This window comes from Pseudomonas sp. JC1203, assembly GCF_056175065.1.
The window spans coordinates 83,283-96,111 of the sequence record NZ_JBWCAM010000002.1 but is presented as its reverse complement, the minus strand read 5'-3'; the positions used below and the strand labels follow the sequence as shown (position 1 = coordinate 96,111).

The window sequence follows — 12,829 nt, the reverse complement described above, 5'->3', positions numbered from 1 at the left end:
GGCATGGTGACTAACCTCCTGTGCCCCTAAACCGAGGAAGCCCCCATGCCCAGCAAAAAAGTCGCCGACGTGGTCATCGAAACGCTCCAGGCCGCCGGGGTCCGCCATTGCTATGGCATTGTCGGCGACACCCTCAACCACGTCACCGATGCCATTCACCGCAGCGACATTCAGTGGGTGCACATGCGCCACGAGGAAGTCGCCGCCTTCGCCGCCGGCGCCGAGTCGTTCATCAGCGGGCGGCTCACCGCCTGCGCCGGTTCGTGCGGGCCTGGCGGGCTGCATTTCATCAACGGTGTGTTCGAAGCGCAGCGCAACGGCGCGCCGATGGTGCTGATCGCAAGCCAGGTGATCACCAGCGAGCTGGGCATGGATTTCCCCCAGGAAGTGGATTTCAAGGCTATTTACGGCCCGTGCACGGTGTTCTGCGAGCAGGTCTACACGCCCGGCCAGGCCCGGCGGGTCACCGCCCTCGCCGCCCAGACCGCGCTGAACGAAGGCGGCGTGGCGGTGATTATCCTGCCGTCGGACATCAGCATGGCCGAGGTCAAGGACGACCTGCCCTTCGCCGCGCATCACCCTCGCCCACTTAGCCAGCCCAACCCCGACGAGCTGGCGCAGGTGGCGGCGTTGCTGGCCGCTGGCAAGAAGGTCTCCATCTATGCCGGGTTCGGCTGTGCCGGTGCCCACGACGAGCTGCTGGAACTGGCGCGGCTGCTCAAGGCGCCTATCGCCCACACCTCGCGGGCCAAGGATTTCGTCGAGTACGACAACCCCTACAACATGGGCATGACCGGCGTGTTCGGCGTCGAGTCCGGCTACCACGCCATGATGGAGTGCGACACCCTGCTGTTGCTGGGCGCCGACTTTGCCTGGAAGCAGTTCTACCCGCAGAAGGCCAAGGTCATCCAGGTGGACCGCAAGGGCGCGCACCTGGGGCGGCGCCACCCGGTGGACCTGGGCGTGGTCGGCGATGTGCTGCCGACGTTGCGCGCACTGCTGCCGCTGATCGAGGAGAAAACCACCGTGGCCTGGCTGGAGGACTGCCTCAAGCATCGCCAGGACACCTTGAAGACCCTGGCCCACGACCAGCGCCATACCGACGGCGAGCTGATTCACCCGCAGTACCTGACCCACCTGCTGGACCAGCACGCCAGCAGCGACGCGCTGTTCACCGCCGACGGCGGCTCGCCCATGGTGTGGGTGCTGCGCCATATCAATGTCAACGGCGCCCGCCGTACCCTCACCAGCCTGCGCCACGGCACCATGGCCAACGCCATGCCCCAGGCACTGGGGTTGCAGAAGGCCTACCCGGACCGGCAGGTTATCTCGCTGTCAGGCGACGGCGGGCTGGCGATGCTGCTGGGGGATTTGCTGACTGCGGTGCAGGAAAAGCTGCCGATCAAGGTGGTGGTGTACAACAACGCGTCGCTGAACTTCGTGCAGATCGAGCAGAAGGTCGAGGGCCTGCTGGACAACTACACCGACCTGCACAACCCGGACTTTGCCGAGGTAGCGCGGGCCATGGGCTTGTGGGGGCGCCAGGTCAGCGAGGGTGCCGAGCTTGAAGAAGCCGTGCAGGCTTTCCTGGCCCAGCCCGGCCCGGCGCTGCTCGACGTCAAGGTCAACCCCGAGGAGCTGGTGATGCCGGCCAAGGTCGAATTCGCCCAGGTGGCCGGCATGGCGCTGTACTCGGCCAAGGCGGTGCTGGGCGGGCGCGGCGGGGATGTGAAGGACCTGCTGGTGAACAACTTCCTGAAGTGATGCCGATCAGCCCAGCAGCATCGCGATCAGCGGCGACAGCATCACCGTCAGCACGCCGCTGAAAATCATCGTCAGGCTGGCCACCGCGCCTTCCTCCGGGCCCAGGGCGCGGGCCACGCTCAGGCCAAAGCCATGGGCCGCTGCGCCAAACGGTGCGCCCTTGGCCACCCGCGAACGCAGCGGCAGCAACGCCAGCACCACCTCGCCCAGCACAATCCCGAACAGCCCGGTAATGATCACGAACAGGCCGGTGAGCTGCGCCGTGCCGCCCAGGTGGGCCGTGGCTTCCACCGCGAACGGCGTGGACACCGAGCGTGCCAGCAGGCTGCGGGCAACTTGCGGGTCGATGTGCAGGGCCTTGACCAGCAGCTCGGTGGTGGCGATGGACACCACGATGCCCGCCACGCTACCCACGCACAGCGCCAGCCAGTATTTCTGGATCAGGCGGCGGTTCTGGTAGATCGGCAGCGCAAACGCGACGGTCGCCGGGCCCAGCAGCCACACCAGCCAATGGGCATCCTGGAAGTACAGCGGGTACGGCGTGGCGGTGACTTGCACCAATGCAATCAGCAGCAGCGAGGTGACGATGGCTGGCATCAGCCACACGCGCTTGTAGCGCTTGTAAAGGGCCTGGTTGCCGTAGAACAGCACCACGGTCACCAGCAAAAACAGCAGGGAAATCAGCGAGGCTTGCATTACACCAGCTCCTGGCGGGCCGCCAATGGGCGGTCGCTTCGTTGTTGCAGCAGCCGTTGCAGGTGGCGCTTGCGGGTCCAGGCGCACAGCCATTCAACCGTGAAGGCCGTGGCCACCAACACCGAAATGAAGCCCGCGCCGATGGCGGCCAGCAGTTTCAGGCCCTCGCTTTCGAACAGGCTGGTGTACTGCACCACCGACACCACCAGCGGAATGAAGTACAGCAGCATGTTCGCCAGCAGCAGCTCGGCGCCTTGCTCGAACATCGTTGGTTTCACCACGCCGCTGAGCAGCAAGGCCACCAGGAGCAGCAGCCCGAGGATGCCGCCGGACACCGGCAGGTGGGCCTGCGTGGCGACCCGGTCGGCCAGGGACCAGACCAGCACCAGGAAAAATATCTGCCCGATCACCTGCAGCCAGCGCAGCGCTGTCCTGGCGGGGGTTGAAGGGGCAAGGGGTTGAGTCGACATGAGCGGTAGTTCCGGGAAAGCGCAATGAATCAGGTGTGAGTGGCGCCATGCTAGCCAGTTGACCTTGAAAGATATAATGAATTAACTTCATCAAAATCATGCCAATCTGGAATGCACCATGGACATCCGTGCCCTGCGCTATTACGTGGAAGTGGTCGACCAGCAGAGCTTCACCCGCGCCGCCACGCGCCTGCACGTCACCCAGCCTACGGTGAGCAAGATGGTGCAGCAGCTGGAGCAGAGCTTTGGCGTTGCCCTGCTGGCCCGCGACGGCAAGCGCTTCCAGATCACCGACGCCGGCCAGGTGGTGCTGCAGCGGGCCCGCGAGATCATCGCCCTGCATGACGCCATGAAGGTGGAAGTGCGCGACCTGCAGCAAATCGAGCGCGGCGTGCTGCGCATGGGCCTGTCGCCCTTTACCCACACGGTGCTGGCCCCGGTGTTGGCGGCGTACCACGCCAACCACCCGAAAATCGAGCTGAAGCTGTTCGAAATCGGCAGCAACGCCACCGTTGCCGACCTGCGCGAAGGCGCCCTGGAACTGGGCACCTTGCTGGATTTTCCGCGGGTGGCCGATATCTGGGCCGAGTTCGACTCGCTGCCGTTGTTCGAGTCGCCCTTGTGCCTGCTAGCCCCGGCGCAGTCCGTGTGGCAGGGCCGCGACTTCGTGGAACTGCGGGAGCTGGCCGACTGCGACTTCATCTTCTACGGCGACGCCTTCGCCCTCAATGACCTGGTCACCGACGCCTGCGCCGAGGCCGGCTTTGTACCGCGCATCAGCGGCCGCAGCGGCCAGTGGGACTTCATCGCCTCGCTGGTAGGCCTGGGCGTGGGCGTGGCGCTGCTGCCGCAGATGTACTGCCAGACCTTGCGGCCCGAGCAGTTCACTATCGTGCCGGTGCGCTCGCCGGCGCTGATCTGGAAACTGGTGCTGGCCTGGCGGCGCCACGGGCAATTGTCCTTCGCGGCCCAGGCATGGCTGCAGCTCGCCAGAACCCTGCTCCCCCAGCGCGCCTGACGCGGCCTGCCGGCCACTGCTACATTGATAACAACGATTGCAGCCGCGCAAGGGGCCAACGATGGCCGAACACACCAGTGCCGCCAGGCTGCGGGCCAACCCCGGCTGGGCGATTGCCGCCCTGGTGCTGGGCTTGGTATTGACCGCGCTGGCGGTGTGGCAGCGCCTGGACACCAACCAGCAGGAGCTTGACGAGGCCGTCGCCCTGCAAGCCAACCAGATCGCCGACCGCGTGGTGGAACGCCTGACCCTGTACCAGTACGGGCTGCGCTCGCTGCGCGGGCTGTGGCACACGGTGGGCGTCGATAGCCTGACCCCGGCGCAGTTCGCCACCTACAACGCCACGCGCAACGTGGTGCTGGAGTTTCCCGGCGCCCTGAGCTTTGGCATCGTGCGCAGGATTTCCGCTGCGCAGGTCGCAGACTTCACCCGCCAGGCCGTGCAGGAAGGCGAAACCTTCTTCACCGTGCACGGCTTCGCGCCCCACGACGGCGACGTCTACGTGATTCGCTACGTGCAACCGCCGGGCCCGCGCAACGTTGCCCAGGGCCTGGACATTGCCTCCGAGCCCAACCGCCGCAAGGCCGCCGACGACGCGCTGCTGACCGGCGAGCCGCAGCTCACCGGCCCCGTCACCCTGGTGCAAAGCGAGGGCGAGGTGCGCCGCGGCTTTCTGATGGTGATGCCGGTGTACCACACGCCCACCCCGCCCGACGGTTATGCCCTGCGCACCGCGCAGGGCGTTGGCTGGACCTACGTGTCGCTGCTGATCAAGGACGTGCTCAAGGACCTCAACTGGCACAGCACCGGCACCCAGCTGGAAATCGCCGACATCACCGATGCGCCAACGGCCACGCCCTTCTATGTGCAGGCGCGCAGGCCGGAAGACGCGAAGGGCGTGGGCAGTTCCAGCATCGAGCGGCAACTGTTCGGGCGTACCTGGCACATCACCCTCACTGTGTTCCCGGCGTTCGCGCGGCAGCTGCACCCTACCCCGCCCGGGCTGATCCTGGCGCTGGGCCTGCTCAGCAGCCTGTTGCTGGCCCTGCTGGTGCAGTTGCTGCGGCAACGCCTGCTGCGCGACATTACCGCGCAGAAAGCCAGCAATGCCCGTGCGCAGCAGCTGGCCCAGGTGCTGGAAAGCGAAGTCAACCAACGCACCCAGGCCCTGCAAAGCCTGGACCTGCTGCTGAAGAACATCCTCGACGCCGCCACCGGCGTGTCCATCATCGCCACCGACCCCAACCGCATCATCCGCGTGTTCAACCGCGGCGCCGAGCGCATGCTGGGCTACAGCGCCGAGGAAGTCATCGGCCGCTTCACCCCGGAACTGATGCACGACCCCGACGAGCTGCAGGCGCAGAACCAGCAGATGGCCGCCCGCTACGGCGGCGAGTTCAGCGGCATCGACGGCTACGTGGCGCAAACCCGCAACCAGGCCGAGCCCTCGGTGTTCCAGTGCCATTACCGGCGCAAGGACGGCAGCTACCTGCTGGTGCACCTGGTGGTCACGGTGATGCGCGACCACACCCAGGCCATTACCGGCTACCTGGGCTTTGCCATCGACGTCAGCGCCCAGCGTGAACTGGAGCTCAACCTGCAGAAGGCCAAGGTCGAGGCCGACAAGGCCAACATGGCCAAGTCCGCATTCCTAGCCAGCATGAGCCACGAGATCCGCACGCCCATGAACGCCGTGCTGGGCATGCTGCAACTGGCCGCACAGTCGGGCCTGAACGCCGACCAGCAGGACTTCGTCAGCCGCGCCCAGACCGCCGCCACGCTGCTGCTGGGCCTGCTCAACGACATCCTCGACTATTCCAAGATCGAGGCCGGCAAGCTGCAGGTCGACGAACACCCGTTCAACCTCGAAGAGCTGCTGCGCGACCTGGGCGTGGTGCTGTCCGGCAACCAGCCGCACAACAACGTCGAGCTGATGTTCGACATCGACCCGCAACTGCCCCAGGGCTTGATCGGCGACAGCCTGCGGCTGCAACAGGTGCTGATCAACCTGGCCGGCAACGCGCTGAAGTTCACCTCGGCAGGCCAGGTGGTCATCAGTGTGCGCCAGGTGACGCGCAGTGCCGGGCGCGTGGGCATCGAATTCGCGGTGGCCGACAGCGGCATCGGCATGGACGCCGAGCAACTGGCGCGCATCTTCCAGGCGTTCAGCCAGGGCGACGCCTCCACCGCGCGCAAGTTCGGCGGCTCGGGGCTGGGCCTGCTGATTTGCAAGCGCCTGACCGACCTGATGGGCAGCGACCTGCGGGTGGAAAGCGAAGTGGGCCTGGGCAGCCGGTTCTGGTTTCAACTGGGCCTGGCCATCGACCCGGCGCAACTGCCTGCCAGCCCATTGCCGCCTTCGAGGGTGCTGATCGTCGACGACAACCCCCTGGCGGGCGCGATTCTCAAGCGCAACCTGGAGGGCCTGGGCTGGACCGCCGAGCGCATCACCCGCCTGGACCAGGCGTTTGCGCAGTCGTTCGACGTACTGGTGGTGGATTGGCGCCTGCTTGAGGCGCAAACGCCGCAGGCCCTGGGCCCACTGAACGCCATCGAACAGTTGGTCGTGCTGGTGACGGCCTTCAGCCGCGACGCCGCCACCCAGGCGCTGCACGCCGCCGGGCTGCCGCCACCGCTGCTGCTGACCAAGCCGCTGACCCCGCGCCAGCTGGCCCGGCACCTCGCCGACCTGCGCCCCGCCCGCAGCCAGGCCCCGGCAAAACCTGCCGCCGCCCCCGCACGGCCCAAGCGCCTGGCCGGGCTAAGGCTGCTGCTGGTGGAAGACAACGCGGTGAACCAGATGGTCGCCGCCGGCCTGCTGAAGGCCGAAGGCGCCAGCGTCGACCTCGCCGATTGCGGCATGGCCGGCGTGGAGCGGGCCCTGCAGGCGCAGCCACCCTATGACCTGGTGCTGATGGACCTGCGCATGCCCGACATCGACGGCCAGGAAGCCACCCGCCGCATCCGACAGGCGATTGCTGCCGACCAGTTGCCCATCATCGCCATGACCGCCAACGTCTCCGAACAGGACCGCGAACAGTGCCTGGCGGCGGGCATGAATGAACATGTGGGCAAGCCGATCAACCTGGAGCGGCTGGTGGAAGTTATCCGGAGGTTCCGCTAACCCCCGGACGCAGCCTTCGGCAGCTGCTACGCGGTTCCTGTAGCAGCGGCCGCAGGCCGCGTCATGCACCCCCGCAAGGCTGGCCGTTCACCAGGCGCCGAATGCCCAGGGGGTTGGCATCCTTCAACGCATCCGGCAGCAGATGGTCCGGGTAGTTCTGGTAGCACACCGGCCGCAGGAAGCGGTCAATTGCCGCTGTGCCCACCGAGGTGCCCCGCGCATCCGAGGTCGCCGGATACGGGCCGCCATGCACCATGGCGTCACACACCTCGACGCCCGTCGGGTAGCCATTGACCAGCAGCCGCCCGGCCTTCTGCTCCAGCACCGGCACCAGCGCTGCGAACCGCGCAAGGTCTGCCGGCTCGGCAATCAGCGTGGCCGTCAGTTGCCCCTGCAAGTGGTTGAGCGCCAGCGCCAGTTGCGCCTCGTCGGCCACTTCCAGCACCACCGTGGCCGGCCCGAACACCTCTTCCTGCAGCACGGGGGCCTGGTTCAGCAACAGCTCCACGTCAGCCTTGAACAGACGCGGCCCAGCCTGGCGCCCGGCCTGCGGCTCGCCTGCCAGCAGGGTCACGCCAGGCGTGCCCGTGAGGCGTTCGATGCCGTGGCGGTAGCTGTCCAGGCCGCCGGCATTGAGCAGGGTCTGCGGCGTTTGCTCGGAAAAGAACTGCGCAAGCGCCGCAGTGAAAGCGCTAAACGCCGGGGCGCGGATACCCACCACCAGGCCGGGGCTGGTGCAGAACTGCCCCGCGCCCAGCATCACCGAGGCGCCCAGTTCCCGGGCAATGCTTGCGCCCCGCACTACCAGGGCCTGGGGCAGCACCACCACGGGGTTGATGCTCGACATCTCGGCGAACACCGGGATCGGTTGCGGGCGCGCCGCCGCCATGTCGCACAAGGCGCGGCCGCCGGCCAGCGAGCCGGTGAAACCGACCGCCTGAATGGCTGGGTGCTTGACCAACGCGGCGCCGACGCCGGCGCCATAGATCATGTTGAACACCCCCGCCGGCATGGCGGTGTGTTCAGCGGCGCGAATAATGGCCAGCGCCACGCACTCGGCGGTCGCCATGTGCCCGCCGTGGGCCTTGAACACCACCGGGCAGCCAGCGGCCAGCGCCGCTGCGGTGTCGCCGCCTGCGGTGGAGAATGCCAAGGGGAAGTTGCTGGCGCCGAACACCGCCACCGGGCCCACGCCCATGCGGCACTGACGCAGGTCCACACGCGGCAGCGGTTGGCGCTCGGGCAAGGCGTCGTCGATGCGGGCGCCATAAAAATCGCCGCGCCGCAGTACGTTGGCGAACAGCCGCAACTGGCCGCTGGTACGGGCGCGCTCACCCTGGATGCGCGCGGCTGGCAGCGCGGTCTCGCGGCACACCAGGGCGATGAAATCCTCGCCCAGCGCGTCCAGCTCGTTGGCGATGGCGTCGAGAAACTGGGCGCGGCGCTCGGCCGGCAACTGCCGGTAAGGCATGAAGGCTGCCGCGGCGGCTTGCGCGGCGGCGTCCACCTCGGCCTCGGTGCTCTGGAAAAAACGGTAAGGCAACGGCTCGCCCGTGCGGGCGTCCAGGCTCTGCAGCGGCGTGCCGCCCTGCTGGCTGCGCTGGCCGCCGATAAAGCTGTGGCCGGTAATCTGGGTCATGGTGCGGGTTCCTTGAATAGGCTGGCAGCGGGTTCAGGTGATGGCGCCGATCTGCCACGGCACGAATTCGTTCTGGCCATAGCCGTGCTGCTCGCTTTTGCTGCGCTCGCCGGAGGCGATGCGCAGCATCAGCCGGTAGATATGCTCGCCGCGTTCCTCGATGGTCATGCTGCCGTCGGCAATGCCGCCGCAATTGACGTCCATGTCCTCTTCCTGGGTTTCCCACAGCCGCGTGTTGGTGGCCAGCTTGATCGACGGCGACGGCGCGCAGCCGTAGGCCGAGCCGCGCCCGGTGGTAAAGGCAATCAGGTTGGCGCCGCCCGCTACCTGGCCAGTGGCCGAGATCGGGTCGTAGCCGGGGGTGTCCATGAACACCAGGCCATGGGCGGTGACGGTTTGCGCGTACTCGTACACGTCCACCAGGTCCGAGGAGCCGGCCTTGGCCACCGCGCCCAGGGACTTCTCCAGGATGGTGGTCAGGCCGCCGGCCTTGTTGCCGGCCGAGGGGTTGTTGTTCAGTTGCGCGTTCATGCGCTCGCAGTAGGCTTCCCACCAGTGAATGCGCTGGATGAGCTTTTCGCCCACCGCGCGGCTCACGGCGCGACGGGTCAGCAGGTGCTCAGCGCCGTACACCTCCGGGGTCTCGGAGAGAATCGCGGTGCCGCCGGCGGCCACCAGGCGGTCGACGGCATTGCCCAGCGCCGGGTTGGCAGTGATGCCCGAATAGCCGTCGGAGCCGCCGCACTGCAGGCCGATGATCAGGTGTTTGGTGCTGACTGGCTCGCGCGCCACACGGTTGGCCTCGGCCAGCAGCGACTTGACCTGCTCGATCCCGCTGGCAATGGTCTTCGAGGTGCCGCCGGTGCCTTGGATAGTAAATGTGCGCAAGGTGTTGGTGCGCTCCAGCCCCTGGGCGGCCAGCAGGTCGGGGATCTGGTTGGTTTCACAACCCAGGCCAATCATCAGCACAGCGGCGAAATTGGGGTGAATGGCATAGCCGCCCAGGGTGCGGCGCAGCATGGCCAGCGCCTCGCCGCCCGGGTCCACGGCGCAGCCGAAACTGTGGGTCAGCGCCACCACGCCGTCGACGTTCGGGTAGGCGGCCAGCGCCTCGGGGTGAATGTCGCGGCGGAAATGGTCGGCGATGGCCTTGGCGACGGTGGCCGAGCAGTTTACCGAGGTCAGGATGCCGATGTAGTTGCGCGTGGCCACGCGGCCGTCCTCGCGCACGATGCCCATGAAAGTGTCTTCGCGGCGTTCGCCAACGCCCAGGGCGTCGACGCCGAAGGCGTAGTCGCGGGAAAAGTCACCCATGGCCAGGTTGTGCACGTGCACGTGCTGGCCGGCGCTGATCGGCTGGCTGGCGAAGCCGATGATCTGGCCGTAGCGGCGCAGCGGCTGGCCGGCCGCTATGTCGCGGGCGGCAATCTTGTGCCCGGCGGGAATCGGCTGCTTCACCACCAGGCCTTCCACCGCCAGTTCAAGGCCCAGGGGCAGCGGCTGGCGGGCAATCAGTACATCGTCCAGCGGGTTCAGGCGAATCACGGCATTGGCAACGCTGTTGCCTGTTTTTGTTATGAGTTCCATGGTGTTTAACCTTCCAGGTAACGGCGAATTCAAGCGAAACCACGTTCGCGATAGTCGATGATGGCGGAGAACAGCATCAAGCCCATGGCCATCACCACGAAGAAGATCAGGGCCAGGAAATACGAGCCGGTGAACTGCACGATCAGGCCGATCAGGATGGGCACGATCACCCCGACCATGTTGCCGCAGAAGTTCATGCTGCCGCCCAGCACGCCCGCCTTGGACTTGCCGCCCAGAATGGCCGGCAGGCACCAGTACATGCCGCACCAGCGCAGGAAGAACAGCGCCACGCACAGCAGGGTGATGACCGTGCCCGCGTCGGGAATGTAGGCCACCAGCAGGATGCACAGGGCGGTGACCGCCGCGGCGCTGCCGAACAGCGTGCGCATGACGCGGTTGGGCTCGCCGCCGGCGCTCTTCCACTTGTCGGCCAGCCAGCCGCCGAACAGCTCGCCAATGAAGCCGCACATGAAGATCAGGAAAGTGGCGCCGCCCATGGCCTTGATGTCCAGGTTATGCACCTTGTGCAGGTAGCTCGGCATCCAGGTCAGCAACCCGTAGAACACGCTGTTGTAGCAGGCGTAGCCAGCGAACATGGCCAGCACCGAACGGCTTTTCAGCAGTTCCTTGAGCACCGCGGCACGTTCGCCGTGGGTGCGCTTGGCCTGCGCGTTGGCGTCGGTGATGTAGGCCAGTTCCGCGTCGTTGACCTTGGGGTGCTCGGCCGGGCTGTTGCGGATGTACCACCAGGCCCAGACGCCCACCACCATGGTGCCGACGCCGGCGATGAAGAAGGCGATGCGCCAGGACTCGAACCAGGTGATCAGCGCGGCAATGATGATGGCGCCCAGCGCCGTGCCCAAGGGCGCGCCGCCGTCCACCAGGGTGGCGCCGCGGCCCCGTTCATTGGGGGTCAGCCAGGCGCCGTTGAGCTTGGCGCCGGCGGGCATGATCGGCGACTCGGCCACGCCCAGGCCGATGCGCGTGGCCAGCAGCATCATCCAGCTGTGGGCGCCGCCGGCGATGGCCTGGAAGAAGCCCCAGCCCACGGTGGCGACGCCAACGATATTGCGCACCTGGAAGCGGTCCAGCAGCATGCCGCCGGGGATCTGCATCAGCGCGTACGACCAGAAGAAGGCGCTGAGCATCAGGCCTTCCAGGGCCGGGGTCATCTCGAACTCGGTGGAAATCAGCGGCATCGCCACCGATAGCGACGCGCGGTCGATGTAGTTGATGGCCGACAGCAGCAACAGAATCAGGAAAATGCGCCAGCGCACGGTGGTGGCGCCAGTGGGGGTAGCGGCCGCTTGCAACGGCAATACCCGTTCGGTCTTGGTGTTCATACGCTTCTCGCTTTTTATGATTGTTATCAGGCAGCAATGGGGCCGCCCGGTGCAGGCGACCCGCGAGAACTTCTAGAGCGCAGTGACAGTGCCGGCGGCCAGCTCGCGCTCACCGGCTTGTATTCCATTGACCAACGGCCGTCCGAATTCGCCCATGCTGATCTCGAATTCATCCCCTACCTGGGTGTGCACGTTATCGGCCACCGACAGCGTCGCGGTGCCGAAGAAGTGCACGTGCACATCGCCCGGGCGCAGGAACTGCGCGTACTTGAAGTGGTGGTACTCAAGGTTTTCCAGGCTGTGGCACATGTTGTCCTCGCCGCTGAGGAACTCTTTCTCCCACAGCACCTGACCATTGCGCCGAATGCGGCTGGTGCCGGTGAGGTGGGCCGGCAGCTCGCCTACCCGCAGCTCCGGGCCGTAGCTGCAGTTGCGCAGTTTGGAATGGGCCAGGTACAGGTAGTTGCGGCGTTCCATCACGTGGTCGGAGAACTCGTTGCCCAGGGCGAAGCCCACGCGGTATGGCTTGCCGTCGGCGCCCACCACGTACAGGCCCGTCAGCTCGGGTTCCTCGCCGGCGTCCTCGGCGAACGGTGGTTTGCTGAACGCCTCGCCAGGGCGTACCACAATCGAGCCGTCGCCCTTGTAGAACCACTCCGGCTGCACGCCGGCCGTGCCAGGGGCCGGGCGCCCACCGTCGATGCCCCACTGGAAGATGCGCGCGGTGTCGGTCAGCGCGGCTTCGTCCTGGATGTTCTGCTGGTGCATCTTGTCGCGCGTCGAGGCGCTGCCCAGGTGGGTGAGCCCGGTGCCGCTGACCAGGCAGTGCGCCGGGTCTGCGTGGTCCAGGGGCGGCAACACGCGCCGCTCTGCCAACAGCTGCGTGTAGCTGTGCGGCGAGGCGTCGGTGCCACGGGCGTGCACTTCTGCCACCAGGCTGCGGCCATGGGCGATGGCGTCCAGCGCCAGTTCGCGGGTGGTGGGGGTGTTGCGTACTACCTGGATCGAGTCCCCTTCGATCACCCCGACGAAGCGCTGGCCGTGTCCGGTTTCGAATTGAATCAGCCGCATGCTGTGGTCTCCGCTGTTGTTGTTATGGTGGGTGCGTTCTGCCCCTCGTTAGGCATCACTTTAATTTCGCTGCAGGTTGTTGCCTAATGAGAGCTGTTGATCCACCGATAACTTTTA

The 12,829-nt window shown here is 66.6% G+C and carries 9 protein-coding genes; 3 read left to right on the top strand and 6 right to left on the bottom strand.

Going from position 1 to position 12,829, the window contains the following annotated elements; translation table 11 throughout:
- The first annotated feature begins 45 nt into the window (after positions 1-45).
- Positions 46-1,764 carry a thiamine pyrophosphate-dependent enzyme gene (locus AC0SZ7_RS03660; protein WP_475503069.1) on the top strand — a complete coding sequence of 573 codons (1,719 nt, stop codon included), beginning with the start codon at positions 46-48 and terminating at the stop codon, positions 1,762-1,764.
- Between the two features lie 6 nt (positions 1,765-1,770).
- Here AC0SZ7_RS03660 and AC0SZ7_RS03655 read toward each other — a convergent pair whose 3' ends face one another.
- Together AC0SZ7_RS03655 and AC0SZ7_RS03650 are read right to left on the bottom strand one after the other, a co-directional pair.
- Positions 1,771-2,460, bottom strand: a complete 690-nt coding sequence (locus AC0SZ7_RS03655; protein ID WP_475503068.1) for an LrgB family protein — start codon at positions 2,458-2,460, stop codon at positions 1,771-1,773.
- Positions 2,460-2,930, bottom strand: a complete 471-nt coding sequence (locus AC0SZ7_RS03650) for a CidA/LrgA family protein (protein ID WP_475503067.1) — start codon at positions 2,928-2,930, stop codon at positions 2,460-2,462. The genes AC0SZ7_RS03655 and AC0SZ7_RS03650 overlap by 1 nt, the downstream gene beginning before the upstream one ends.
- A gap of 118 nt (positions 2,931-3,048) precedes the next feature.
- On the opposite strand from AC0SZ7_RS03650, the gene AC0SZ7_RS03645 reads away from it, so the two are divergent.
- Entirely contained in the window at positions 3,049-3,948 is a 900-nt protein-coding gene (locus AC0SZ7_RS03645) for a LysR substrate-binding domain-containing protein (protein ID WP_475503066.1), read from the top strand.
- Between the two features lie 61 nt (positions 3,949-4,009).
- Positions 4,010-7,072 (top strand): PAS domain-containing hybrid sensor histidine kinase/response regulator, encoded by a 3,063-nt coding sequence (locus AC0SZ7_RS03640; protein WP_475503065.1) that lies wholly within the window; start codon positions 4,010-4,012, stop codon positions 7,070-7,072.
- 61 nt (positions 7,073-7,133) lie between these two features.
- Here AC0SZ7_RS03640 and AC0SZ7_RS03635 read toward each other — a convergent pair whose 3' ends face one another.
- The 4 genes from AC0SZ7_RS03635 to araD1 form a co-directional block, all read right to left on the bottom strand.
- The gene (locus AC0SZ7_RS03635) at positions 7,134-8,711 is read right to left on the bottom strand and encodes an aldehyde dehydrogenase (NADP(+)) (protein WP_475503064.1); all 1,578 of its coding nucleotides are present in this window, start codon (positions 8,709-8,711) and stop codon (positions 7,134-7,136) included.
- 33 nt (positions 8,712-8,744) lie between these two features.
- On the bottom strand, positions 8,745-10,298 hold the full coding sequence (locus AC0SZ7_RS03630) for a UxaA family hydrolase (RefSeq protein ID WP_475503063.1): 1,554 nt from the start codon (positions 10,296-10,298) through the stop codon (positions 8,745-8,747).
- A 29-nt stretch (positions 10,299-10,327) separates the two neighbouring features.
- Complete coding sequence (locus AC0SZ7_RS03625; protein ID WP_475503062.1) at positions 10,328-11,641, bottom strand: MFS transporter; 1,314 nt, start codon at positions 11,639-11,641, stop codon at positions 10,328-10,330.
- 72 nt (positions 11,642-11,713) lie between these two features.
- Positions 11,714-12,712 (bottom strand): AraD1 family protein, encoded by a 999-nt coding sequence (araD1, locus tag AC0SZ7_RS03620; RefSeq protein WP_475503061.1) that lies wholly within the window; start codon positions 12,710-12,712, stop codon positions 11,714-11,716.
- Positions 12,713-12,829: the final 117 nt, after the last annotated feature.